This is a genomic window from Enterobacter sp. BIDMC93 (genome assembly GCF_001037805.1).
GTDB lineage: Bacteria > Pseudomonadota > Gammaproteobacteria > Enterobacterales > Enterobacteriaceae > Enterobacter > Enterobacter hormaechei_C.
The window spans coordinates 128,119-154,092 of sequence record NZ_KQ089962.1 but is presented as its reverse complement, the minus strand read 5'-3'; the positions used below and the strand labels follow the sequence as shown (position 1 = coordinate 154,092).

Sequence of the window (25,974 nt, the reverse complement as noted above, 5' to 3'; positions counted from 1 at the left end):
ATCTGTATGTCTTCAGTTCACTAACGGGATACGTCGATAAAGCTCAATCATATCGCCCGCCAGATCCTGAATAACCATCGCGTTCATCAGGTGATCCTGAGAGTGAACGGTGATCAGGTTAACCGGAAGTTTCCCGGTCCCTTCATCAAGACCAATAAGCTGCGTCTGGATCGTATGCGCATGTTTCACATATTCACGCGATTCTTCCATCGCTTTCTCGGCTTCATCAAAGTCGCCTTTTCGCGCCATCTGTAACGCCGTCAGGGCCGCGCTGCGCGCTGCGCCTGCGTTGACCAGCAGTTCCATAATCGTGGTTTCTAAGTCTTCCATTATGACTCCAGAAGTTTGAGCGCTTTTTCCAGTACGGCATCACCTTTCATCATGCCGTAATCCATCATGTCGATGACCGCAACCTTTTTTCCGAGCGGATCGGCCTGCGCCTGGAGTTTTGCCTGTTCGTATTTAACCTGTGGCCCCAGTAATACGATATCAGCCGTCGCGATGTTATCTTTAAACTCCGCGACCGGAACGGCTTTAATGGTTACTTCGACTCCTTTTTTCTGCGCGGCATCTTTCATACGTTGAACCAGCATGCTGGTTGACATTCCCGCTGCACAGCATAAAACGATGTTCTTCATAGTCAGCCTCGATCTACATGTGTTTATTGATAATTATCCCGTGCAGACCGCTTCAACAACCGCTTTACCGCGATTGTGTGTCAGGCATCACAAAGAAATCGGCATTTTTCTGAAACCGGTTACAATTTTACAGCGGAGAGCATTCTGCCCGTCAGATCGGGCAGAATTTGAGGAAGGGTATTATCGGCTGGCCGTGCTTACGATGCGGTTTTTACCCTGTTGTTTAGCGGTATACAGCGCTTCATCTACGCTACCGATAAATTGTTCCAGCGGTTCGAAGTGCCACTCTCCCATCCCGGCGCTGAAGGTCACTCGCAGGTTCTCTTCCCGCCAGGTCCGCTTTTCAACGGCGGTGCGCCAGGCTTCCAGTAGCGCGTGCGCGGAGTTCATCAGCTCGGCCGGGAATATCACGCCGAACTCTTCTCCACCGTAGCGGTAAACGGAAACGTGGTGCGGCTGCATGATCTGAATACCTTCCCGCGCCACGTTGCGCAGCACAATATCCCCGCTCAGGTGGCCCCAGGTGTCGTTAATGGATTTGAAGTTATCGATGTCGATCAGCGCCAGAACGAAGGGTTGATGAGCGGTCAGCAGCTCATCCACATCGTTATCGAACGCACGGCGATTTTTGCAACCTGTCAGCGCATCATGGGTGGCCTGACGGACATAGGCCAGCTCGCGTTCTTTATTGGTTCGAATGGTATGGCTGAGCATCGCCTCAAGGCGTGGTGCCTGGTTGACGTCGCCGGTTTTGATGGCGTTGATAATGTTCATCAGCACAGAACGCGAGGCATGACGAAGGTAAAGCCCGAACAAAATGATGATGATTGCCGCCAGCGCAAATCCCCAGCCGACGACGGTGGTTTCATGCCGGGTGATGACGTTAAGCGTGGCATCGGAGACCCGATAAATCACAAACCAGTCCGGATTGGTGAAAGAGTAGTAGTAATACCAGGTTTTACTTTTGGGGTCGAAAAGATGGCCTTCGCCGCTGGTCATTTTGTCCATCAGCGCTTCGCTTACGTACTGCTTAAAGAGCGCCCCCGTGTCCGGATGCAGCACAACGGCGCCGTCACGCTCCACGACAAAAAACTCACCCTGAACAGGCGCCACCATCTGGCGCAGGGTATACCCCATGGACGTTAAATCAAGATGGAAAGCGAGCGTGCCCTTCAGACGGCCTTCCGGTGAAATGACCGGCTTATAGAGGGTGACAGTAGGATGTTGGGTGAAATAGTCCAGATAGGGGCGGGTGTAGTGAGGAAAGTTGCTGGCTTCCGCTTGCCCGACAAACCATGGGCGGGTTCTGGCGTCGAACGACTTACTTTTCTCCGTTGGCAGCACTTCCGGCGCGCGCAGATGGCGCCCTTCTGTGTCCGCCAGAGAGATAGACGACACCGTCGGCATCAGGTTCTGCAAATGCATCAACATCTGCAAACCGTGTGTCGGATCGATATTTATTGTCTGATTTACTCTGTCGTTACGGGCGAAGTACATCGCAGCGCGACCAAGAATATAGTCATTTTCTCGCAGGATGGATTCGGTATAGTTCACCGCCAGATTATGGGTGAAATTACCATTAATTTTATGATAATCCTCAAGAAAATCCTTTCTCTGTGAAAGGATGACCAGGATGGCGATCAGCGCGAAACTGAACAGGATCCCCGCGAAGCTGACCATAATTGGCCGGGTAAAAGAGAGCTTTTTACTGTGGAGTGCCATGAGTTGTACATCAATCCAGATGGTAGACGCGTTGCGTCTGTCGATACCCTCAGCATAGTCGCTGTCCGGTTGCTGGTAGTAAATTATACAGAAGGCGATTACCGACGAGATGATTTATCTTAAGCGTAGATAAGAAACGACGTATTTATTGTATCAATTGAATTTTGTTTAAGAGGCGGAGGGCAGGGCGAAACGAGGAAGAAGCATTTTCACCCTGGTCAGCGTCCGTTGCTGACGTGGTTAAGCATAAGAAAACCGGGCAGATCGCCTCAATCGCCCGGTTATGATCTTACGAGCCGCCTCGTAACCTTTTCGCATTTTTGCAGACAGTTTCAGCGCTAATGCGAGGCTCTTCCCAGCCAGCTATCCCAGTCTTTCCACACCGGCTGTAGCCCCTGTGCAGTCAGGGCTTCCGCCACCGCTTCGGGCCGTCGGCCGTCGTGCGGTGCAAACTGTTCCAGTTCCGGGTGATCGTCCGCGTAACCGCCCGGCTGCGTTTTGGAAAAGGCGCTGACGTTATTGATCGCCAGCGGGATCGCGCGGTCGCGAAACGCGGGGGATTCACGCGTGGAGAGCGACAATTCCACTTCCGGCGCGAACAGGCGAAATGCACACAGGGTTTGCACCAGCTGGCGCTCATCCATCAGCGAGGCGGGTTCAACGCCTCCCGTACAGGGACGCAGTCGCGGGAAAGAGATGGAATAGCGGCTTTGCCAGTACTGCTGCTGTAGCCACAGCAGATGCTCCGCCACCATATAGCAGTCCACCCGCCAGCTGTCGGACAGACCGATAAGCGCGCCCAGCCCAATTTTATCGATACCGGCGCGCCCCAGCCTGTCCGGCGTTTCCAGCCGGAAGATGAAATCCTGCTTCTTCCCTTTCAGGTGATGCCGGGCATAGGTCGCCTCATGGTAGGTTTCCTGATAAACCATTACGCCGTCCAGCCCGAGGGTTTTCAGCTCCGCATATTCCTCCTGCGACAGAGGCTGCACTTCCATTTGCAACGAGGCAAATTCGCGGCGGATGGCCGGAAGATGCTGGCGAAAATAGTCCATCCCCACTTTGCCCTGATGTTCACCCGTCACCAGCAGGAGATGTTCAAAACCCATCTCACGAATAGCCGCACACTCGCGGGCGATCTCATGCTCATCCAGCGTTTTACGCTTAATACGGTTGCTCATGGAGAAACCACAGTAGGTGCAGTCATTGGCGCACAGATTAGAAAGATAGAGCGGCACGTAAAAGCTCACCGTGTTGCCAAAACGCTGGCGGGTGAGGCGTTGCGCGCGCTGGGCCATCGGTTCAAGGTACGCGCTGGCTGCCGGAGAAAGCAGGGCCATCAAATCTTCGCGCGTCAAATGTTTGGCTGTTAATGCCCGCTCTACGTCCGCAGAGGTTTTACTGTTGATGCGTAAGGCAATATCGTCCCAGTTAAGCTGACGCCAGCGATCGGTAAAGGTAGCCATCAGAGCGCCTCCAGAAAATCGGTCAGCGGGCTGGTGGCCTGCGCCTGAACACTGCGCGAGCCGGGGCCGGACTGCCGAGCCAGCAGACCGGACTCGACGGCAAGGCGGAACGCACGCGCCATCATCACCGGGTCGTCGGCCACCGCAATCGCGGTATTGACCAGCACCGCATCGGCCCCCATCTCCAGTGCCTGCGCGGCGTGACTGGGTACGCCGATGCCCGCATCCACCACCACGGGCACGGTCGCCTGCTCGATGATGATCTCCAGCATCGCCCGGGTCTCCAGTCCCTGGTTGGAGCCAATGGGCGCCCCTAGCGGCATTACAGCCGCGCAGCCGACCTCTTCCAGACGCTTGCACAGCACAGGATCGGCACCACAGTAGGGCAGAACGGTAAACCCCTGCTGCACCAGCTTCTCTGCCGCTTTCAGGGTTTCGATCGGATCGGGCAACAGCCAGCGGGCGTCCGGATGAATTTCCAGCTTCAGCCAGCGGGTGCCGAGCGCTTCCCGCGCCAGTTGCGCAGCGAAAATTGCTTCCTCGGCCGTTTTCGCACCGGAGGTATTCGGTAAGAGCGTCACGCCTGCCTCCAGTAACGGCGCAAGTATGGCATCGTTGTGCTGACGCAAATCCACGCGCTTCATCGCCAGCGTCACCAGCTGGCTGCCGCTTTCACGAATGGCATCCACCATCAGTTGCGGGGAGGCGAATTTTCCGGTTCCGGTAAACAGATGTGAATCAAAGACTTTGTCGGCAATACGTAACATCTCAGCCCCCTGTGATAACCTGAAACAGCAGGATCTGGTCGCCCTCATTGACCTGCTGATGTTCCCACCGCTCGCGCGGCAGGATCTGTTGATTGAGCGCCAGCGCCGTTCCCGGCTTCAGCTGGCGCAGCATGTCGAGCAGGGCGGCAACGGTGAGATCGTCGTCGCACGTCATCGGCTCATCGTTAAAAAGAATGCGCATTGCGGCCTCCGCATACCGGGCAGTGGCTGGCACGGTTTAACGCCAGATGACGCCAGCCGCTGGAGCGGGCGTCGAACAGCCGCAGCGTGTTGCGTTCTGTCTCCATGCCGCTGAGCAACTTGATGGCCTCCAGCGCCTGAAGAGTACCCATCACGCCCACCACCGGGCCCAGAATGCCTGCCGTGCGGCAGTTACGCTCCGGTTCAGCCTCGTCCGGCCACAGGCAGCGGTAGCAGCCCTGTGCCCACGGCGGCGTAAGCACCATTATTTGCCCACCGAAACCGACCGCGCTGGCGGTGATCAGCGGCGTGTTCTGCGCAACACAGGCCGCGTTGATGGCCTGACGTGTCGCCATATTGTCCGTACAGTCCAGCACCACGTCGGCAAGGGCCACTTCGCGTTGCAGATCTTCCCCGCTCAGCCGCGTCTGGAGTGCGACCAGTTCGATATCGGGGTTAAGCTGGTTCAGCCGCTGGCGCGTAACGTGCGCTTTAGGCTGGTTGATATCTTCTGTCGTAAAGAGAATTTGCCGTTGCAGATTGCTGAGATGTACCTCGTCGTCATCGGCCAGCACCAGCGTGCCCACGCCCGCGCCGGCCAGATACAGCGCGGCGGGGGTGCCTAATCCGCCCAGACCGACAATCAGTACCCGGCTGGCGAGCAGCTTTTGCTGCCCCTCGATGGCGATATCCTCCAGCAGGATCTGGCGGCTGTAACGCATAAAATCACGATCTTTCATCACCTGCTCCTGCCAGTTGTAAAAGCTGCGCGGTGGCGGCCTGCCAGTCTGCCGCCTGGGTGATAGCGCTGACGACGGCGATACTGCCGACGCCGGTCTCCAGCACCGCGGGCGCACGTTCAAGGCTGATCCCGCCGATGGCGACGGTGGGGTAATCGGCAAGGCGCTTAACGTGGGCCGCCAGCTGCGTCAAACCCTGTGGAGCGGACGGCATCTGTTTGGTTTGCGTTGGGAAAACGTGCCCGAGCGCGATGTAAGAGGGGCGGGCCGCCAGCGCCACGTCGATCTCCATATCATCGTGGGTAGAAACGCCCAGCCGCAGACCGGCGTCACGGATCGCGTTGAGATCGGTCGTTTCCAGATCTTCCTGTCCCAGATGCACGCCGTACGCCTGGTGTTTAACCGCCAGCCGCCAGTAGTCGTTGATAAACAGGCGGGCGTGGTAGCGACGTCCCAGCGCGATAGCGGCGATCACGTCGGCCTCCACCTCTTCATCGCGTTTATCCTTAATGCGTAGCTGGATCGTGCGAACGCCTGCCTCCAGCAGGCGAGCGATCCACGCCACGCTGTCCACCACCGGGTAAAGCCCTAAGCGGAAGGGGACAGGGGGGAAATCAGGCTGGTACATTATGCCTCCTCTTTTTTGAGGTAGATTTCGCCGCCTTTCGCGCGGAAGGTTTCCGACATGTCCGCCATGCCGACTTCAATGGTCTGCGCGGCGGCGTAATCGCGTACTTCCTGGCTGATCTTCATCGAGCAGAATTTAGGTCCGCACATGGAGCAGAAGTGCGCAACTTTGCCCGATTCCTGCGGCAGGGTTTCGTCGTGATAGGCGCGGGCGGTGAACGGATCGAGGGCCAGGTTAAACTGGTCTTCCCAGCGGAATTCAAAGCGCGCTTTGGACATGGCGTTGTCGCGAATTTGCGCGCCCGGATGGCCTTTCGCCAGATCCGCCGCGTGGGCGGCAATCTTGTAGGTGATCAGCCCCTGCTTCACGTCCTCTTTGTTTGGCAGCCCGAGGTGCTCTTTCGGCGTCACGTAGCAGAGCATGGCGCAGCCGAACCAGCCGATCATCGCCGCGCCAATGCCTGACGTGAAGTGGTCGTAGCCCGGCGCAATATCGGTGGTCAACGGCCCCAGGGTGTAGAACGGTGCTTCGTGGCAGTGCTCCAGCTCCTCGGTCATGTTGCGACGGATCATCTGCATCGGCACATGGCCCGGGCCTTCAATCATCACCTGCACGTCGTACTCCCAGGCGATTTTGGTCAGCTCGCCCAGCGTGTGCAGCTCGGCAAACTGCGCCTCGTCGTTAGCATCGCGGATGGAGCCAGGACGCAGGCCGTCGCCCAGCGACAGGGAGACATCGTACGCGGCGCAGATCTCGCAGATTTCGCGGAAGTGCTCGTAGAGGAAGTTTTCCTGATGATGGGAAAGGCACCATTTAGCCATAATCGAACCGCCGCGTGAGACGATACCGGTCAGACGTTTCGCCGTCATCGGCACGTAGCGCAGCAGCACGCCCGCGTGGATGGTGAAGTAGTCCACGCCCTGCTCGGCCTGCTCCAGCAGCGTGTCGCGGAACGCTTCCCAGGTGAGGTTTTCGGCGATGCCGTTGACCTTCTCCAGCGCCTGATAAATCGGGACGGTGCCAATCGGCACCGGGCTGTTACGCAGGATCCACTCGCGGGTTTCGTGAATATAGCGGCCCGTGGAAAGGTCCATCACCGTGTCCGCGCCCCAGCGCGTCGACCAGACCAGCTTTTCCACCTCTTCTTCGATGGATGACGTCACCGCTGAGTTGCCGATGTTGGCGTTGACCTTCACCAGGAAGTTGCGGCCGATAATCATCGGCTCGGATTCCGGGTGGTTGATGTTGGCGGGGATAATGGCGCGCCCGGCGGCCACTTCGTCACGCACAAATTCCGGCGTGATGTTTTCCGGCAGGCGAGCGCCAAACCCTTCACCAGGATGCTGGTGGCGCAGCACTTCGCTGCGGATGCGCTCGCGGCCCATGTTTTCGCGGATGGCGATGAACTCCATCTCCGGCGTGACGATACCCTGGCGCGCGTAGTGCAGCTGGGTGACGCATTTGCCCGCTTTAGCGCGTTTCGGCGTCAGCAGGCCGGTAAAGCGCAGCTCGTCCAGACCGTCGTCGGCCAGGCGCGCGTTGGTATACGCCGAGCTGCGCACGCGCAGTTCTTCGCAGTCGTTACGGGCGTCAATCCACGGCTGGCGCAGTTTTGCCAGACCCTGCTGTACGTTGATAGCAACAGAAGGGTCGCCGTACGGGCCGGAGGTGTCATACACCGGCACGGCTTCGTTGTCTTCAAACTGCGGGTTTTCTTTGCTGCCGCCGATAAGCGTCGGGCTGAGCTGGATTTCGCGCATCGGCACGCGGATATCAGCCTGTGAACCGGTGATGTAGATGCGCGTTGAGTTCGGGAAAGCGGTGCCTTCCAGGGTGTCGATGAAGCGTTGTGCGTGTTCGCGCTGTTCGCGGCGGGTCAGTTTTGTTGTAGACATAGCTCATTCCAGATGTGAAGGACATGGCTTGTCAGACGACGGATGAAGCAAGAGAAGATCGCCTCAGGGGCGATACAACAGCAGTGTGACTCTTGTTCCCTTCGCAGGTATTAACCTGATCAGGTTCCGCGGATCCCGAATTAACGGTCTCAGCCCGTGCTTTCACACTGGGCACTCCGACAAGAAAAATCCCCCTCGTGAGAGGGGCGAATGGTTGTAAATTACTCGTTAACGATTAAGAACTCAAGCAGGGCGCGCAACGTTATCGCTGGTGCTGATATTCAGGTTGTTGTCCAGCACGAGGGCGATGAGCTTGTCTTCCAGCGTGAATCGCTCTTCCAGCGCTTCGCCAAGGTCGGAAAGCGCCTGCTGAAACTCAAGATAGTTATCGTGATCGATAGCGTTCTCTAGCGTGGAATCGTAGTAGTCCATGATCTGCTGGGTGTTGGCTTCCAGCAGCGGACAGAGTTTGCTGGCCGCTAAATACGGCGTTGTCCCTTCCATTTCGCGGATAATGCGTTCATAAAGGTTGAAATGGCCGTCGGAAAGGTAGTCGACCAGGCTCTGACAGAAGTCGTCCAGCGCTTTTTCATTCAGCCGCATAAAGGATTCTTTGCCAGGCTTAAGACCAACCAGATTGTAATACGCCACGAGTAGATGCTTGCGCACATGTAGCCAGCGATCCACCAGGGTGTTACTTCCTCCAACGCGCTCAGTCAGGCTTTCCAGCTGGTTTAACATGGTCGACTCCATAAGGTTTAGAATGGGATCTGCTTATCCAAAATGTAACCATAATGCTAACAACATGTCAGTGAAGCGAAGGTAGTGCAATAGATATGGATCGTATTATTGAAAAATCAGATCTGGGTTGGTGGATCGTCAGTCACGAACAAAAATTATGGCTGCCCGGTGGGGAGATACCCTACGGTGCGGCAGACATCTTCGATCTCGTCGGCCAACCGGCGCTGCGGATCGGCGAGTGGCAGGGCGATCCGGTATGGTTGATCCAACAGGCTCGTCGTCAGGATATGGGATCCGTTCGTCAGGTGTTGGATCGGGATGTCGGCCTGTTCCAGCTGGCGGGGCGCGGCGTGCAGCTGGCGGAGTTTTACCGCTCGCACAAATACTGCGGCTACTGCGGCCACACCATGCACCCGAGCAAAACCGAGTGGGCAATGCTCTGCGGCCACTGCCGTGAACGCTACTACCCGCAAATCGCACCGTGCATCATTGTCGCCATCCGCCGTGATGATTCCATCCTGCTGGCGCAGCATACCCGCCATCGCAACGGCATTCACACCGTCCTCGCCGGGTTCGTGGAAGTCGGCGAAACGCTGGAACAGGCGGTGGCGCGCGAGGTGATGGAGGAGAGCGGCATTAAGGTGAAAAACCTGCGCTATGTGACGTCGCAGCCGTGGCCGTTCCCGATGTCCCTGATGACCGCGTTTATGGCGGAATACGACAGCGGCGAGATTGTTATCGATCAGAAAGAGCTGCTGGAGGCGAACTGGTATCGCTACGACGATTTACCGCTGCTGCCCCCACCGGGAACGGTGGCGCGTCGCCTGATAGAAGATACCGTGGCAATGTGTCGGGCCGAGTATGAGTAGTGTTACACTGACGGACTGACGCAATAAGGAACTGCAAAATGACCGAACTGAAGAACGATCGTTATCTGCGTGCGCTGCTGCGCCAGCCCGTTGATGTCACCCCGGTGTGGATGATGCGCCAGGCGGGACGCTATCTGCCAGAGTACAAAGCCACGCGCGCGCAGGCAGGCGATTTTATGTCGCTGTGCAAAAACGCCGAGCTGGCCTGTGAAGTGACGCTCCAGCCGCTGCGCCGCTTCCCGCTCGATGCCGCCATTCTTTTTTCGGACATTCTCACCATTCCGGATGCGATGGGCCTTGGGCTCTATTTCGAAACCGGAGAAGGCCCGCGTTTTACCTCTCCGATCAAAAGCAAAGCCGACGTTGATAAGCTGCCGATCCCCGATCCTGAAGGCGAGCTGGGCTATGTGATGAACGCCGTGCGCACCATTCGCCGCGAACTGAAAGGCGACGTGCCGCTGATTGGCTTCTCCGGTAGTCCGTGGACGCTGGCCACCTACATGGTGGAAGGCGGCAGCAGCAAAGCCTTTACCGTCATCAAAAAGATGATGTACGCCGAGCCGCTGGCCCTGCATGCCCTGCTCGACAAGCTGGCGAAGAGCGTCACGCTCTATCTCAACGCGCAGATTAAAGCGGGCGCGCAGTCGGTGATGATTTTCGACACCTGGGGCGGCGTGCTGACCGGACGTGATTATCAGCAGTTCTCCCTGTACTACATGCACAAAATTGTCGATGGCCTGCTGCGTGAAAACGAAGGCCGTCGCGTGCCGGTGACGCTGTTTACCAAAGGCGGCGGTCAGTGGCTGGAAGCGATGGCGGCCACCGGCTGCGACGCGCTGGGCCTCGACTGGACCACCGATATTGCCGATGCGCGCCGTCGCGTGGGGGACAAAGTGGCGCTCCAGGGCAACATGGATCCGTCCATGCTCTATGCGCAGCCTGCCCGTATCGAAGAAGAAGTGTCGACTATACTGTCTGGTTTCGGCCAGGGCGAAGGCCACGTCTTCAACCTCGGTCACGGTATTCATCAGGATGTACCGCCAGAACACGCTGGCGTATTTGTGGAGGCGGTGCATCGGCTTTCTGCCCAGTATCATAAGTAAGGAGTGGTTATGGATCTCGCGTCGCTACGCGCTCAGCAAATCGAACTGGCTTCATCAGTGATCCGCGAGGATCGTCTGGATACGGACCCTCCGCGGTACATTGGCGGGGCGGACGTCGGGTTTGAGCAGGGCGGTGAAGTGACGCGAGCGGCGATGGTGGTGCTGAAATACCCTTCGCTGGAGCTGGTGGAGTACAAGGTGGCGCGTATCGCCACCACCATGCCCTATATCCCCGGCTTTCTCTCCTTCCGCGAATATCCCGCGCTGCTGGCCGCGTGGGAGCAACTCTCGCAAAAACCCGATCTGCTGTTTGTTGATGGGCATGGTATCTCCCATCCGCGTCGCTTAGGTGTCGCCAGCCACTTTGGTCTGCTGGTGGACGTGCCGACCATCGGCGTGGCGAAAAAACGCCTGTGCGGCGCGTTTGAGCCGCTCTCTGCCGAACCGGGCGCACTGGCGCCGCTTATCCATAAAGGCGAGCAGCTGGCGTGGGTCTGGCGCAGTAAAGCGCGCTGCAACCCGTTGTTTATCGCCACCGGGCATCGGGTCAGCATGGATAGCGCACTGGCGTGGGTGCAACGCTGTATGAAGGGCTACCGTTTACCGGAGCCAACCCGCTGGGCTGACGCCGTGGCCTCTTCACGTCCGGCATTCATTCGTTGGCAGGAAATTCAGCCGTGATTCAGGTAAACTGCGGCTAATTTTCGATTCGAGACATCATCATGTTACAAAACCCGATTCATCTGCGCCTTGAGAAGCTGGAAAGCTGGCAGCACGTGACGTTTATGGCTTGCCTGTGCGAGCGCATGTATCCCAACTATGCCGCGTTCTGCAAGCAGACGGCGTTTGGCGAAGGCCAGATTTATCGTCGTATCCTGGATTTAATCTGGGAGACGCTGACGGTCAAAGATGCGAAGGTAAATTTTGACTCTCAGCTCGAAAAGCTGGAAGAGGCTATTCCGGCTGCGGATGATTTCGATCTGTATGGCGTCTACCCGGCCATTGATGCCTGTGTGGCGTTGAGCGAGCTGATCCACTCCCGTCTGAGCGGTGAAACCCTGGAACACGCCATTGAAGTCAGTAAGGCATCCATTACCACCGTTGCGATGCTGGAAATGACCCAGGAAGGCCGTGAAATGACCGACGAGGAGCTGCGTGCTAACCCGGCGGTTGAACAGGAATGGGATATTCAGTGGGAAATTTTCCGTCTGCTGGCGGAGTGTGAAGAACGTGATATTGAGCTGATCAAAGGGCTTCGCGCGGACCTTCGCGAGGCCGGTGAGAGCAATATTGGTATAATTTTTAACCAATGAGACAACAAAACGTGATTTAACGCCTGTTTTGTCACTCCTCGACTCTTCCCTTTCGCCCCCCGTCTGGTCTACATTTGGGGGGCGAAAAAAAGTGGCTATCGGTGCGTGTATGCAGGAGAGTGCTTTTTTGGCATTTTCGTCGCACTCGATGCTTAGCAAGCGATAAACACATTGAAAGGATAACTTATGAACAAGACTCAACTGATTGATGTAATTGCGGACAAGGCTGATCTGTCTAAAGTGCAGGCTAAAGCTGCTCTGGAATCTACCCTGGCTGCTATTACTGAGTCTCTGAAAGAAGGCGATGCTGTACAACTGGTTGGTTTCGGTACCTTCAAAGTGAACCACCGCGCTGAGCGTACTGGCCGCAACCCGCAGACCGGTAAAGAAATCAAAATCGCCGCAGCTAACGTGCCGGCATTTGTTTCTGGTAAAGCACTGAAAGACGCAGTTAAGTAAGACGCGTGGCAGTGAACAGTTTTAACGAAGGGGCGGCAACGCCCCTTTTGTCATTCTGGCGTGGAACGCTCGCGCTGGCAGGCGTACTGTTGCTGTCTGCCTGTAGCCATGATTCCTCACTCCCCCCGTTTACCGCCAGCGGCTATGCTGACAACCAGGGTGCGGTCAGGATCTGGCGCAAAGATTCCAGCGATGAAGTCCATATGCTCACCGCATTCAGCCCGTGGCATAACGGCAACACCTCGACCGCAGAATACCGCTGGCAGGGCGATGCGCTGTCGCTCATTGAACTGAATATCTACAGTAAGACTCCCGAACACGTGAAGGTGCGTTTCGACGACCACGGCGAGCTGAGCTTTATGCAGCATGAGGTCAGTGGACTGAAACAGCAGCTTTCCAGCGATCAGGTCGCTCTCTACCGCTACCGTGCTGAACAACTCCGCCAGACCAGCGATGCGCTGCGTCAGGGCCGCGTGGTGCTGCGCCAGGGGCGCTGGCATGCCGACGGCACGGTGACCACCTGCGAAGGGCAGACGGTGAAGCCTGAGCTTGAATCCTGGGCAACCGAACACATTCAGCGTCGTCAGCGGCATTCATCTGTGGAGGTGAGTGTGGCATGGCTGGAAGCGCCGGAAGGCTCTCAGCTGTTGCTGGTGGCGAATGAAGATTTCTGCACCTGGCAGCCGACAGAGAAGAGTTTCTGACGTAAATCCCCTCTCCCTGTGGGAGAGGGTTAGGGTGAGGGTGTGAAATTACTCTCCCTGCTCCCGCGCAATGGCACGATAGCCGATATCCTGGCGGCTGAAGCTGCCATTCCAGTGAATATCCGCCATCAGCGCATAGGCGCGCTTCTGCGCCTCTGCCACGGTCTGGCCCAGCGCGGTCGCACACAGCACGCGACCGCCGTTGGTGAGCACGCGGTCGTCGTCAGAGAGCTTTGTACCGGCGTGGAACACCTTCGCACCGTCAATCTCTTCCAGCGGCAGGCCGTGGATCTCATCTCCGGTGTTGTAGCTACCCGGATAGCCACCCGCAGCAATCACCACACCTAAAGAGGCACGCTCGTCCCACTCGGAAGTTTTCTCGTCCAGCTTGCCTTCGCACGCCGCCAGACACAGATCAACCAGATCGGACTTCATGCGCAGCATGATCGGCTGGGTTTCCGGATCGCCGAAGCGGCAGTTGAATTCAATCACCTTCGGGTTACCCTGCTTGTCGATCATCAGGCCTGCGTAAAGGAAACCGGTGTAGGTATTGCCTTCCGCAGCCATCCCCTTCACGGTTGGCCAGATGATGCGGTCCATGGTGCGCTGGTGTACTTCGTCAGTGACCACCGGAGCAGGGGAGTAAGCTCCCATCCCGCCGGTGTTTGGCCCCGTGTCGGCATTGCCTACGCGCTTGTGATCCTGGCTGGTCGCCATCGGCAGAACGTGCTCGCCGTCAACCATCACGATAAAGCTCGCTTCTTCGCCGTCGAGGAACTCTTCAATCACGATGCGGTGGCCCGCGTCGCCAAAGGCGTTACCCGCCAGCATATCCTGCACGGCGGCTTCCGCTTCTTCGAGGGTCATCGCCACGATAACGCCTTTCCCGGCAGCCAGGCCGTCGGCTTTGATCACGATGGGCGCGCCTTTTTCACGCAGGTAAGCCAGAGCAGGCTCTACCTCGGTGAAGTTCTGATATTCCGCCGTCGGGATGTTATGACGCGCGAGAAAATCTTTGGTGAAGGCTTTTGAGCCTTCCAGCTGCGCAGCCCCTTCCGTTGGGCCGAAAATTTTCAGGCCCGCGGCGCGGAAGGCATCTACAACGCCGATCACCAGCGGTGCTTCCGGGCCAACAATCGTCAGATCGATATTCTCGTTTTGGGCAAAGCTCAGCAGCGCCGGGATGTCGGTTACGCCGATGGCGACGTTCTGTAGTGCGGGCTCCAGCGCGGTCCCGGCGTTACCCGGTGCCACAAAGACGGTTTCAACCTGCGGAGACTGCGCTGCTTTCCACGCCAGGGCGTGCTCGCGCCCGCCGTTACCAATCACTAATACTTTCATTTTCTGCTCCGGGAATTAATGGCGGAAGTGGCGCATGTCGGTGAAGATCATTGCGATGCCATGCTCGTCGGCAGCGGCAATCACTTCGTCATCACGGATTGAACCGCCAGGCTGTATCACACAGGTGATGCCCACAGCAGCGGCCGCATCGATACCGTCGCGGAACGGGAAGAAGGCGTCAGAGGCCATGGCGGAACCTTTGACTTCCAGACCTTCGTCACCTGCTTTAATACCCGCGATTTTCGCAGAGTAAACGCGGCTCATCTGGCCTGCGCCTATTCCGATGGTCATGTTCTCTTTGGCGTAGACGATGGCGTTGGATTTCACGAACTTCGCCACTTTCCAGCAGAACAGCGCGTCACGCAGTTCCTGCTCGGTTGGCTGACGTTTGGTGACGACACGCAGATCGGCTTCGCCCACCATACCCAGATCGCGGTCCTGAACCAGCAGCCCGCCGTTCACGCGCTTGAAGTCCAGGCCTGGAACGCGCTCTGCCCACTGGCCGCAAACCAGTACGCGCACGTTCTGTTTCGCCGCGGTGATTTTCAGCGCCTCTTCGGATGCTGATGGCGCGATGATCACTTCGACAAACTGACGGGAGATGATGGCCTGCGCGGTTTCCGCATCCAGCTCGCGGTTGAAGGCGATAATGCCGCCGAACGCGGAGGTCGGGTCGGTTTTGTAGGCGCGATCGTAAGCTTCCAGAATAGACGCACTTACCGCAACGCCGCATGGGTTGGCGTGCTTGACGATAACGCAGGCTGGCTCGCTGAACTCTTTCACGCATTCCAGCGCGGCGTCGGTATCGGCAATGTTGTTATAGGAGAGCGCTTTGCCCTGAACCTGCTGGGCAGTCGCTACAGAGGCTTCTTTTACCTCTTCTTCTATATAGAAGGCAGCCTGCTGGTGGCTGTTCTCACCGTAACGCATATCCTGCTTCTTAATGAAGTTCAGGTTCAGCGTGCGCGGGAAGCGGCCAGATGGATCTTTGCTTTCACCGTGGTAGGCAGGTACCAGGCTACCGAAATAGTTGGCGATCATGCTGTCGTAGGCGGCGGTATGCTCGAAGGCTTTGATGGCGAGATCGAAACGCGTTTCAAGCGTCAGGGACCCTTCGTTGGCATCCATCTCATTAATAATGGTGTTGTAGTCACTGCTCTTTACCACGATGGCCACATCTTTATGGTTCTTGGCTGCGGAGCGCACCATGGTCGGGCCGCCGATGTCGATATTCTCAACAGCGTCTTCCAGAGAACAGCCTTCGCGGGCAACGGTCTGGGCGAACGGGTAGAGGTTAACAACCACCATGTCGATGGGGGCAATATTGTGCTGCTCCATAATGCCGTCGTCCTGACCGCGACGGCCCAGAATACCGCCGTGCACTTTCGGATGCAGGGTTTTGACGCGTCCATCCATCATTTCCGGGAAACCGGTGTAATCGGACACTTCGGTTACCGGCAGACCTTTATCTGCTAACAGGCGAGCGGTACCGCCTGTAGAAAGCAGCTCTACGCCACGTGCAGAAAGTGCCTGAGCGAATTCGACGATACCGGCTTTATCAGAAACACTGAGCAGAGCGCGGCGGACTGGACGACGTTGTTGCATGGTAAATCCCCTGGATTTCACGATTACAGAGAGCGTTAGATGAATTTTCCTGTGAAAAACTCATCTAACACACCTGACGAGGCATCCTTGTGAAGCGCGAGCATTTTAACGAAAACGTTTGCGCAACGCTCGCACATTTTTACTTTTTCGTATCATTGTGGATAAGTCTGTGCGTAAAAAGGTATAAGGCGGGGTTTTGCTGTGGAATGCAGCAGTCAGTCATTTTTCTGTCATTTAGCGGTTGCGGCCTGCGGAGAACTCCCTATAATGCGCCTCCATCGACACGGAACATGTGAATCACTTCACAAACAACCGGGTCGGTTGAAGAGAAAAAATCCTGAAATAACGGGTTGACTCTGAAAGAGGAAAGCGTAATATACGCCACCTCGCAACGGTGAGCGAAAGCCGCGTTGCACTGCTCTTTAACAATTTATCAGACAATCTGTGTGGGCACTCAAAGTGACATGGATTCTTAATGTCTTCGGACACTAAATGAATACCAAGTCTCAACGAGTGAACACGTAATTCATTACGAAGTTTAATTCATTGAGCATCAAACTTTTAAATTGAAGAGTTTGATCATGGCTCAGATTGAACGCTGGCGGCAGGCCTAACACATGCAAGTCGAACGGTAACAGGAAGCAGCTTGCTGCTTCGCTGACGAGTGGCGGACGGGTGAGTAATGTCTGGGAAACTGCCTGATGGAGGGGGATAACTACTGGAAACGGTAGCTAATACCGCATAACGTCGCAAGACCAAAGAGGGGGACCTTCGGGCCTCTTGCCATCGGATGTGCCCAGATGGGATTAGCTAGTAGGTGGGGTAACGGCTCACCTAGGCGACGATCCCTAGCTGGTCTGAGAGGATGACCAGCCACACTGGAACTGAGACACGGTCCAGACTCCTACGGGAGGCAGCAGTGGGGAATATTGCACAATGGGCGCAAGCCTGATGCAGCCATGCCGCGTGTATGAAGAAGGCCTTCGGGTTGTAAAGTACTTTCAGCGGGGAGGAAGGCGATAAGGTTAATAACCTTGTCGATTGACGTTACCCGCAGAAGAAGCACCGGCTAACTCCGTGCCAGCAGCCGCGGTAATACGGAGGGTGCAAGCGTTAATCGGAATTACTGGGCGTAAAGCGCACGCAGGCGGTCTGTCAAGTCGGATGTGAAATCCCCGGGCTCAACCTGGGAACTGCATTCGAAACTGGCAGGCTAGAGTCTTGTAGAGGGGGGTAGAATTCCAGGTGTAGCGGTGAAATGCGTAGAGATCTGGAGGAATACCGGTGGCGAAGGCGGCCCCCTGGACAAAGACTGACGCTCAGGTGCGAAAGCGTGGGGAGCAAACAGGATTAGATACCCTGGTAGTCCACGCCGTAAACGATGTCGACTTGGAGGTTGTGCCCTTGAGGCGTGGCTTCCGGAGCTAACGCGTTAAGTCGACCGCCTGGGGAGTACGGCCGCAAGGTTAAAACTCAAATGAATTGACGGGGGCCCGCACAAGCGGTGGAGCATGTGGTTTAATTCGATGCAACGCGAAGAACCTTACCTACTCTTGACATCCAGAGAACTTTCCAGAGATGGATTGGTGCCTTCGGGAACTCTGAGACAGGTGCTGCATGGCTGTCGTCAGCTCGTGTTGTGAAATGTTGGGTTAAGTCCCGCAACGAGCGCAACCCTTATCCTTTGTTGCCAGCGGTCCGGCCGGGAACTCAAAGGAGACTGCCAGTGATAAACTGGAGGAAGGTGGGGATGACGTCAAGTCATCATGGCCCTTACGAGTAGGGCTACACACGTGCTACAATGGCGCATACAAAGAGAAGCGACCTCGCGAGAGCAAGCGGACCTCATAAAGTGCGTCGTAGTCCGGATTGGAGTCTGCAACTCGACTCCATGAAGTCGGAATCGCTAGTAATCGTGGATCAGAATGCCACGGTGAATACGTTCCCGGGCCTTGTACACACCGCCCGTCACACCATGGGAGTGGGTTGCAAAAGAAGTAGGTAGCTTAACCTTCGGGAGGGCGCTTACCACTTTGTGATTCATGACTGGGGTGAAGTCGTAACAAGGTAACCGTAGGGGAACCTGCGGTTGGATCACCTCCTTACCTTAAAGAACCTGCCTTTGTAGTGCTCACACAGATTGTCTGATGAATGATGAACTTCTGAATGTACTTTCGAGTGCATTAAGAAGTTTTGCTCTTTAAAAATCTGGATCAAGCTGAAAATTGAAACGACACACAGCTCATGTGTGTTCGAGTCTCTCAAATTTTCGCAATCAGAAGTGAAACATCTTCGGGTTGTGAGGTTAAGCGACTAAGCGTACACGGTGGATGCCCTGGCAGTCAGAGGCGATGAAGGACGTGCTAATCTGCGAAAAGCGCCGGCGAGGTGATATGAACCCTTGACCCGGCGATGTCCGAATGGGGAAACCCAGTGTGATTCGTCACACTATCGTTAACTGAATACATAGGTTAACGAGGCGAACCGGGGGAACTGAAACATCTAAGTACCCCGAGGAAAAGAAATCAACCGAGATTCCCCCAGTAGCGGCGAGCGAACGGGGAGCAGCCCGGAGTCTGAATCAGCTTGTGTGTTAGTGGAACGGTCTGGAAAGTCCGACGGTACAGGGTGATAGTCCCGTACACGAAAGCACACATGCTGTGAACTCGAAGAGTAGGGCGGGACACGTGGTATCCTGTCTGAATATGGGGGGACCATCCTCCAAGGCTAAATACTCCTGACTGACCGATAGTGAACCAGTACCGTGAGGGAAAGGCGAAAAGAACCCCGGCGAGGGGAGTGAAAAAGAACCTGAAACCGTGTACGTACAAGCAGTGGGAGCCTCTTTATGGGGTGACTGCGTACCTTTTGTATAATGGGTCAGCGACTTATATTCTGTAGCAAGGTTAACCGTATAGGGGAGCCGAAGGGAAACCGAGTCTTAACTGGGCGTTAAGTTGCAGGGTATAGACCCGAAACCCGGTGATCTAGCCATGGGCAGGTTGAAGGTTGGGTAACACTAACTGGAGGACCGAACCGACTAATGTTGAAAAATTAGCGGATGACCTGTGGCTGGGGGTGAAAGGCCAATCAAACCGGGAGATAGCTGGTTCTCCCCGAAAGCTATTTAGGTAGCGCCTCGTGAACTCATCTTCGGGGGTAGAGCACTGTTTCGGCTAGGGGGCCATCCCGGCTTACCAACCCGATGCAAACTACGAATACCGAAGAATGTTATCACGGGAGACACACGGCGGGTGCTAACGTCCGTCGTGAAGAGGGAAACAACCCAGACCGCCAGCTAAGGTCCCAAAGTCATGGTTAAGTGGGAAACGATGTGGGAAGGCACAGACAGCCAGGATGTTGGCTTAGAAGCAGCCATCATTTAAAGAAAGCGTAATAGCTCACTGGTCGAGTCGGCCTGCGCGGAAGATGTAACGGGGCTAAACCATGCACCGAAGCTGCGGCAGCGACACTATGTGTTGTTGGGTAGGGGAGCGTTCTGTAAGCCGTTGAAGGTGTGCTGTGAGGCATGCTGGAGGTATCAGAAGTGCGAATGCTGACATAAGTAACGATAAAGCGGGTGAAAAGCCCGCTCGCCGGAAGACCAAGGGTTCCTGTCCAACGTTAATCGGGGCAGGGTGAGTCGACCCCTAAGGCGAGGCCGAAAGGCGTAGTCGATGGGAAACAGGTTAATATTCCTGTACTTGGTGTTACTGCGAAGGGGGGACGGAGAAGGCTATGTCAGCCGGGCGACGGTTGTCCCGGTTTAAGCATGTAGGCGGAGGTTCCAGGTAAATCCGGTACCTTGTTAACGCTGAGGTGTGATGACGAGGCACTACGGTGCTGAAGTGATAAATGCCCTGCTTCCAGGAAAAGCCTCTAAGCATCAGGTAACACGAAATCGTACCCCAAACCGACACAGGTGGTCAGGTAGAGAATACCAAGGCGCTTGAGAGAACTCGGGTGAAGGAACTAGGCAAAATGGTGCCGTAACTTCGGGAGAAGGCACGCTGATGTGTAGGTGAAGCCCCTGCGGGCGGAGCTGAAATCAGTCGAAGATACCAGCTGGCTGCAACTGTTTATTAAAAACACAGCACTGTGCAAACACGAAAGTGGACGTATACGGTGTGACGCCTGCCCGGTGCCGGAAGGTTAATTGATGGGGTTAGCTGTAAGGCGAAGCTCTTGATCGAAGCCCCGGTAAACGGCGGCCGTAACTATAACGGTCCTAAGGTAGCGAAATTCCTTGTCGGGTAAGTTCCGACCTGCACGAATGGCGTAATGATGGCCAGGCTGTCTCCACCCGAGACTCAGTGAAATTGAACTCGCTGTGAAGATGCAGTGTACCCGCGGCAAGACGGAAAGACCCCGTGAACCTTTACTATAGCTTGACACTGAACACTGGTCCTTGATGTGTAGGATAGGTGGGAGGCTTTGAAGCGTGGACGCCAGTCTGCGTGGAGCCAACCTTGAAATACCACCCTTTAATGGCTGGTGTTCTAACGTAGACCCGTGATCCGGGTTGCGGACAGTGTCTGGTGGGTAGTTTGACTGGGGCGGTCTCCTCCCAAAGAGTAACGGAGGAGCACGAAGGTTGGCTAATCCTGGTCGGACATCAGGAGGTTAGTGCAATGGCATAAGCCAGCTTGACTGCGAGCGTGACGGCGCGAGCAGGTGCGAAAGCAGGTCATAGTGATCCGGTGGTTCTGAATGGAAGGGCCATCGCTCAACGGATAAAAGGTACTCCGGGGATAACAGGCTGATACCGCCCAAGAGTTCATATCGACGGCGGTGTTTGGCACCTCGATGTCGGCTCATCACATCCTGGGGCTGAAGTAGGTCCCAAGGGTATGGCTGTTCGCCATTTAAAGTGGTACGCGAGCTGGGTTTAGAACGTCGTGAGACAGTTCGGTCCCTATCTGCCGTGGGCGCTGGAGAATTGAGGGGGGCTGCTCCTAGTACGAGAGGACCGGAGTGGACGCATCACTGGTGTTCGGGTTGTCATGCCAATGGCACTGCCCGGTAGCTAAATGCGGAAGAGATAAGTGCTGAAAGCATCTAAGCACGAAACTTGCCCCGAGATGAGTTCTCCCTGAGACCTTGAGTCTCCTGAAGGAACGTTGAAGACGACGACGTTGATAGGTCGGGTGTGTAAGCGCAGCGATGCGTTGAGCTAACCGATACTAATGAACCGTGAGGCTTAACCTTACAACGCCGAAGGTGTTTTGGCGAAGAGACGAAATTTTCAGCCTGATACAGATTAACAGAATTTGCCTGGCGGCTTTAGCGCGGTGGTCCCACCTGACCCCATGCCGAACTCAGAAGTGAAACGCCGTAGCGCCGATGGTAGTGTGGGGTCTCCCCATGTGAGAGTAGGGAACTGCCAGGCATCAATTAAGAAGAACCCCGTACCGTAAGGTGCGGGGTTTTTTGCTTTGCACGTTCTGAAAAGTCGGGTGGTGGCCCAGCCTTACCCGCCCTACATGCTTTTCCTCCTTGAAACTTTCTCACCTTTCGCTTGCAGACTCGACATTAACCCCGTTTCTGGGTATCGTTAGCTGTCTGGATGTCTAAACGTTTATACGTATGCTGTGAGGATTTAAGGTTATGCCGATTCGGGTGCAGGACGAGCTACCAGCCGTCAATTTCTTGCGTGAAGAGAATGTCTTCGTAATGACAACTTCGCGTGCTTCTGGTCAGGAAATTCGCCCGCTGAAGGTGCTGATCCTTAATCTGATGCCAAAGAAGATCGAAACGGAGAACCAGTTCCTGCGTTTGCTCTCCAACTCTCCGCTTCAGGTTGATATCCAGCTGCTGCGCATTGACGCGCGTGAGTCACGCAACACGCCTGCTGAGCATCTGAATAACTTCTACTGTAATTTTGAAGATATTCGCGATGAGAATTTCGATGGACTGATCGTCACCGGCGCACCGCTGGGTCTGGTGGAATTTAATGACGTTGCCTACTGGCCACAGATCAGGCAGGTGCTGGAGTGGGCAAAAGATCACGTCACGTCCACCTTGTTTGTCTGTTGGGCGGTACAGGCCGCGCTGAATATCCTCTATGGCATTCCCAAGCAAACCCGCAGCGACAAACTTTCTGGCGTATACGAACACCACATTCTTCACCCGCATGCGCTGCTGACGCGTGGTTTCGATGACACTTTCCTGGCCCCGCATTCTCGCTACGCCGATTTTCCGGCACAGCTGATCCGCGATTACACCGACCTGGAAATCCTGGCCGAAACGGAAGACGGCGATGCCTACCTGTTCGCCAGTAAAGACAAACGCATCGCGTTCGTTACCGGCCATCCTGAGTACGATCCGCATACCCTCGCGTCAGAGTATTTTCGTGACGTTGAAGCGGGTCTGAATCCGGATGTCCCGTACAACTATTTCCCGAAAAATGATCCGCAAAACACGCCTCGGGCAACCTGGCGTAGCCACGGAAATTTGCTGTTTACCAACTGGCTCAACTATTACGTCTACCAGATTACGCCGTACGATCTGCGCCACATGAATCCGACGCTGGAGTAATCGTCTGCATTAAACGATCCTAAAGCGTTTCAGCTATTCAGATCAGGCACCTTCGGGTGCCTTTTTTATTTCCGAAATCCAACTCAACATCGAAGAAAACTTTAATTCCATATTAATCATGCAGTTGTGATTTGATATAAATTAAAATGGAAATTGTTTTTGATTTTGGAAAAATTATAGATAGTCTTAATTCTGCTGAGCGAAAACTACACAACGATCTTTCGCTCGAGTCGGGGGCGTGATTTGGATCTTTGATGAGGAGCAGAACGATGACTCAACAGGCAACAACGGTCGATGAACTGACTTTTACCCAGCCGAATGGTGAGCAAGAACAGCAAGTTTTGACGGCAGAAGCGGTAGAGTTTCTGACTGAACTGGTGACGCGCTTTACGCCACAGCGGAATAAACTGCTGGCGGCGCGCATTCATCAACAGCAGGAGATCGATAACGGCAAGTTGCCAGGGTTTATTTCGGAAACCGCTTCCATTCGTCATGGTGAATGGAAAATCCGCGGAATCCCTGAAGATTTACAGGATCGTCGCGTAGAGATCACCGGTCCGGTAGAGCGCAAAATGGTGATCAACGCCATGAATGCCAACGTCAAAGTGTTTATGGCGGACTTCGAAGATTCCCTCGCGCCGGACTGGCAGAAAGTTATCGACGGGCAGATCAACCTGCGCGACGCCGTCAACGGCACCATCAGCTATACCAACGAAGCCGGTAAAATTTACCAGCTTAAACCGAATCCGGCGGTGTTGATCTGCCGTGTACGCGGTCTGCATTTGCCAGAAAAACACGTCACCTGGCGCGGAGAAGCGATTCCGGGCAGCCTGTTCGACTTTGCGCTGTACTTCTTCCACAACTATAAAAACCTGCTGGCGAAAGGCAGCGGCCCCTATTTCTATCTGCCTAAAACACAGTCCTGGCAGGAAGCGGCGTGGTGGAGTGAAGTCTTTAGCTACGCAGAAGACCGCTTCAGCCTGCCGCGCGGCACCATTAAGGCCACGCTGCTGATTGAAACCCTGCCTGCCGTATTCCAGATGCATGAGATCCTCCATGCGCTGCGTGACCATATTGTGGGCCTGAACTGCGGACGCTGGGATTACATCTTCAGCTATATCAAGACGCTGAAAAACCATGCCGACCGGGTATTGCCGGATCGTCAGGTTGTCACCATGGATAAACCGTTCCTCAGCGCCTACTCGCGCCTGCTGATTAAGACCTGCCACAAACGCGGCGCCTTTGCGATGGGCGGCATGGCGGCGTTTATCCCGAGCAAAGACGCAGAGCGTAACAATCAGGTGCTCAACAAGGTGAAAGCCGATAAAGAGCTGGAAGCCCGTAATGGCCACGACGGGACGTGGATTGCCCATCCTGGTCTGGCCGATACGGCGATGGAAGTCTTTAACCGCGTACTCGGCGACAACAAAAACCAGCTGTTTGTCACCCGTGAAGACGATGCGCCAATCGCAGAAGAACAGTTGCTGGCGCCGTGTGCGGGCGAACGCACGGAAGAGGGGATGCGCGCCAACATTCGCGTCGCCGTGCAGTACATCGAGGCATGGATCTCAGGCAACGGCTGCGTGCCGATCTACGGACTGATGGAAGATGCCGCCACGGCGGAAATTTCACGTACCTCCATCTGGCAGTGGATCCATCATCAAAAAACGCTCAGCAACGGCAAACCGGTAACCAAAGCCCTGTTCCGTCAGATGCTGGCCGAAGAGATGCGGGTCATCCAGGACGAACTGGGCGAGCACCGCTTCAGCAGTGGGCGTTTTGACGATGCCGCACGTCTGATGGAGCAAATCACCACCTCTGATGACTTAATCGACTTCCTGACCCTGCCGGGCTACCGCTTCCTGGCGTAATTCACCACATAACAATATGGAGCATCTGCACATGAAAACCCGTACCCAACAGATCGAAGAGTTACAAAAAGAGTGGACCCAACCGCGCTGGGAAGGCATTCGCCGTCCGTACAGCGCAGAGGAAGTGGTGAAGTTACGCGGCTCGGTTAACCCGGAATGTACGCTGGCGCAGAACGGCGCGGCGAAAATGTGGGATCTGCTTCATGGGGGGTCTAAAAAAGGCTATATCAACAGCCTCGGCGCGCTGACCGGCGGTCAGGCATTGCAGCAGGCGAAGGCCGGCATTGAGGCTATCTATCTTTCCGGCTGGCAGGTCGCGGCGGATGCTAACCTTGCGTCCAGCATGTATCCAGATCAATCTCTTTATCCGGCGAACTCGGTGCCGTCAGTGGTGGATCGGATCAACAATACCTTCCGCCGTGCGGATCAGATCCAGTGGGCCGCGGGTATCGAACCCCACGATCCGCGTTTTATCGACTATTTCCTGCCGATCGTCGCCGATGCGGAAGCCGGTTTCGGCGGCGTGCTGAACGCCTTTGAGCTGATGAAATCCATGATTGAGGCCGGTGCAGCGGCCGTTCACTTTGAAGATCAGCTGGCGTCGGTGAAGAAGTGCGGGCATATGGGCGGGAAAGTGCTGGTGCCAACCCAGGAAGCGATCCAGAAGCTGGTTGCCGCGCGTCTGGCTGCTGACGTGCTCGGCGTGCCGACGCTGGTGATTGCCCGTACCGATGCTGACGCGGCGGACCTGATCACCTCTGACTGCGACCCGTATGACAGCGAATTCATTACCGGCGAACGTACCAGCGAAGGGTTCTATCGCACACATGCCGGTATTGAACAGGCGATCAGCCGCGGCCTGGCGTATGCCCCTTACGCCGACCTGGTCTGGTGTGAAACCTCCACGCCGGATCTGGCGCTGGCGAAGCGCTTTGCCGATGCGATTCATGCGAAGTATCCGGGCAAGCTGCTGGCCTATAACTGTTCGCCGTCCTTCAACTGGCAAAAGAATCTGGACGATACGACCATCGCCAGCTTCCAGCAGCAATTGTCAGATATGGGCTACAAGTACCAGTTCATCACCCTGGCGGGTATCCACAGCATGTGGTTCAACATGTTCGACCTGGCGCACGCCTACGCGCAGGGCGAAGGCATGAAACACTATGTTGAGAAGGTGCAGCAGCCAGAATTTGCGGCGGGCAAAGAAGGATATACCTTCGTTTCGCACCAGCAGGAAGTGGGAACCGGCTACTTCGATAATGTGACCACGATTATTCAGGGCGGGGCCTCCTCCGTCACGGCATTAACGGGCTCGACGGAAGAAGCACAGTTCTAATCTTTTCCTCCTCTCCCCCCTCGGGGAGAGGGTTGGGG

General features: G+C 55.7%; 21 protein-coding genes, 3 rRNA genes and 1 riboswitch. Of the genes, 12 read left to right on the top strand and 12 right to left on the bottom strand.

Annotated features, from left to right (window positions below; translation table 11 throughout):
• Positions 1–12: 12 nt before the first annotated feature.
• From SK58_RS00680 to SK58_RS00635, 10 genes are all read right to left on the bottom strand, one after another.
• The gene (locus SK58_RS00680; RefSeq protein WP_003862327.1) at positions 13–330 is read right to left on the bottom strand and encodes a PTS lactose/cellobiose transporter subunit IIA; all 318 of its coding nucleotides are present in this window, start codon (positions 328–330) and stop codon (positions 13–15) included.
• Positions 330–638 carry a PTS sugar transporter subunit IIB gene (locus SK58_RS00675; protein ID WP_010425948.1) on the bottom strand — a complete coding sequence of 103 codons (309 nt, stop codon included), beginning with the start codon at positions 636–638 and terminating at the stop codon, positions 330–332. The genes SK58_RS00680 and SK58_RS00675 overlap by 1 nt, the downstream gene beginning before the upstream one ends.
• A 180-nt stretch (positions 639–818) precedes the next feature.
• A complete protein-coding gene (locus tag SK58_RS00670) occupies positions 819–2,360 on the bottom strand; it encodes a sensor domain-containing diguanylate cyclase (protein ID WP_045339800.1) in 1,542 nt (513 codons plus the stop codon).
• A gap of 338 nt (positions 2,361–2,698) precedes the next feature.
• Positions 2,699–3,826, bottom strand: a complete 1,128-nt coding sequence (thiH, locus tag SK58_RS00665) for a 2-iminoacetate synthase ThiH (protein WP_015569973.1) — start codon at positions 3,824–3,826, stop codon at positions 2,699–2,701.
• Complete coding sequence (gene thiG, locus SK58_RS00660) at positions 3,826–4,593, bottom strand: thiazole synthase (RefSeq protein WP_023302917.1); 768 nt, start codon at positions 4,591–4,593, stop codon at positions 3,826–3,828. Before thiG ends, thiH begins: the two co-directional genes overlap by 1 nt.
• Position 4,594: 1 nt before the next feature.
• Positions 4,595–4,795, bottom strand: a complete 201-nt coding sequence (gene thiS, locus SK58_RS00655) for a sulfur carrier protein ThiS (protein ID WP_048219209.1) — start codon at positions 4,793–4,795, stop codon at positions 4,595–4,597.
• Positions 4,779–5,534 carry a thiazole biosynthesis adenylyltransferase ThiF gene (gene thiF / locus SK58_RS00650; RefSeq protein WP_017384080.1) on the bottom strand — a complete coding sequence of 252 codons (756 nt, stop codon included), beginning with the start codon at positions 5,532–5,534 and terminating at the stop codon, positions 4,779–4,781. The genes thiS and thiF overlap by 17 nt, the downstream gene beginning before the upstream one ends.
• A complete protein-coding gene (thiE, locus tag SK58_RS00645) occupies positions 5,521–6,162 on the bottom strand; it encodes a thiamine phosphate synthase (protein WP_048219208.1) in 642 nt (213 codons plus the stop codon). Before thiE ends, thiF begins: the two co-directional genes overlap by 14 nt.
• Complete coding sequence (thiC, locus tag SK58_RS00640; RefSeq protein WP_032646854.1) at positions 6,162–8,057, bottom strand: phosphomethylpyrimidine synthase ThiC; 1,896 nt, start codon at positions 8,055–8,057, stop codon at positions 6,162–6,164. Before thiC ends, thiE begins: the two co-directional genes overlap by 1 nt.
• 79 nt (positions 8,058–8,136) lie before the next feature.
• Positions 8,137–8,246, bottom strand: a riboswitch (TPP riboswitch).
• Between the two features lie 54 nt (positions 8,247–8,300).
• A complete protein-coding gene (locus tag SK58_RS00635) occupies positions 8,301–8,798 on the bottom strand; it encodes an Rsd/AlgQ family anti-sigma factor (protein WP_017384077.1) in 498 nt (165 codons plus the stop codon).
• 95 nt (positions 8,799–8,893) lie between these two features.
• Between SK58_RS00635 and nudC the strand changes: the two genes are divergently transcribed.
• The 6 genes from nudC (at position 8,894) to SK58_RS00605 (ending at position 13,246) form a co-directional block, all read left to right on the top strand.
• Positions 8,894–9,667 (top strand): NAD(+) diphosphatase, encoded by a 774-nt coding sequence (gene nudC / locus SK58_RS00630; RefSeq protein WP_015569966.1) that lies wholly within the window; start codon positions 8,894–8,896, stop codon positions 9,665–9,667.
• A gap of 38 nt (positions 9,668–9,705) precedes the next feature.
• Entirely contained in the window at positions 9,706–10,770 is a 1,065-nt protein-coding gene (gene hemE, locus SK58_RS00625; RefSeq protein ID WP_022650209.1) for a uroporphyrinogen decarboxylase, read from the top strand.
• A gap of 9 nt (positions 10,771–10,779) precedes the next feature.
• Positions 10,780–11,451 carry a deoxyribonuclease V gene (gene nfi, locus SK58_RS00620; protein ID WP_003862312.1) on the top strand — a complete coding sequence of 224 codons (672 nt, stop codon included), beginning with the start codon at positions 10,780–10,782 and terminating at the stop codon, positions 11,449–11,451.
• A 41-nt stretch (positions 11,452–11,492) separates the two neighbouring features.
• Positions 11,493–12,083: a YjaG family protein gene (locus SK58_RS00615; protein WP_003862310.1), complete on the top strand. Its 591-nt coding sequence runs from the start codon at positions 11,493–11,495 to the stop codon at positions 12,081–12,083.
• 186 nt (positions 12,084–12,269) lie between these two features.
• A complete protein-coding gene (gene hupA, locus SK58_RS00610; protein WP_002445246.1) occupies positions 12,270–12,542 on the top strand; it encodes a nucleoid-associated protein HU-alpha in 273 nt (90 codons plus the stop codon).
• Positions 12,543–12,553: 11 nt separating this feature from the next.
• Positions 12,554–13,246 (top strand): DUF1481 domain-containing protein, encoded by a 693-nt coding sequence (locus tag SK58_RS00605; protein WP_017384076.1) that lies wholly within the window; start codon positions 12,554–12,556, stop codon positions 13,244–13,246.
• 48 nt (positions 13,247–13,294) lie between these two features.
• On the opposite strand, the gene purD is transcribed toward SK58_RS00605, so the two are convergent.
• Entirely contained in the window at positions 13,295–14,587 is a 1,293-nt protein-coding gene (gene purD / locus SK58_RS00600) for a phosphoribosylamine--glycine ligase (RefSeq protein WP_015569963.1), read from the bottom strand.
• A gap of 15 nt (positions 14,588–14,602) precedes the next feature.
• Complete coding sequence (gene purH, locus SK58_RS00595) at positions 14,603–16,192, bottom strand: bifunctional phosphoribosylaminoimidazolecarboxamide formyltransferase/IMP cyclohydrolase (protein WP_047726035.1); 1,590 nt, start codon at positions 16,190–16,192, stop codon at positions 14,603–14,605.
• A 563-nt stretch (positions 16,193–16,755) separates the two neighbouring features.
• On the opposite strand from purH, the gene SK58_RS00585 reads away from it, so the two are divergent.
• The 6 genes from SK58_RS00585 to aceA all read left to right on the top strand — a co-directional run bounded on the left by SK58_RS00585 (position 16,756) and on the right by aceA (position 25,936).
• Positions 16,756–18,297: ribosomal RNA gene (locus tag SK58_RS00585) — 16S ribosomal RNA — on the top strand.
• A 198-nt stretch (positions 18,298–18,495) separates the two neighbouring features.
• A 23S ribosomal RNA gene (locus tag SK58_RS00580) occupies positions 18,496–21,400 on the top strand.
• A 65-nt stretch (positions 21,401–21,465) separates the two neighbouring features.
• Positions 21,466–21,581: ribosomal RNA gene (rrf, locus tag SK58_RS00575) — 5S ribosomal RNA — on the top strand.
• Together the 16S, 23S and 5S rRNA genes form the textbook arrangement of a ribosomal RNA operon.
• Before the next feature lie 218 nt (positions 21,582–21,799).
• Positions 21,800–22,729 carry a homoserine O-acetyltransferase MetA gene (metA, locus tag SK58_RS00570; RefSeq protein WP_017382604.1) on the top strand — a complete coding sequence of 310 codons (930 nt, stop codon included), beginning with the start codon at positions 21,800–21,802 and terminating at the stop codon, positions 22,727–22,729.
• Between the two features lie 269 nt (positions 22,730–22,998).
• Complete coding sequence (gene aceB / locus SK58_RS00565; RefSeq protein ID WP_017694727.1) at positions 22,999–24,600, top strand: malate synthase A; 1,602 nt, start codon at positions 22,999–23,001, stop codon at positions 24,598–24,600.
• 31 nt (positions 24,601–24,631) lie between these two features.
• Positions 24,632–25,936, top strand: coding sequence for an isocitrate lyase (gene aceA / locus SK58_RS00560; RefSeq protein ID WP_023295753.1), 1,305 nt, complete (start codon positions 24,632–24,634; stop codon positions 25,934–25,936).
• The last annotated feature ends 38 nt before the right edge of the window (positions 25,937–25,974 follow it).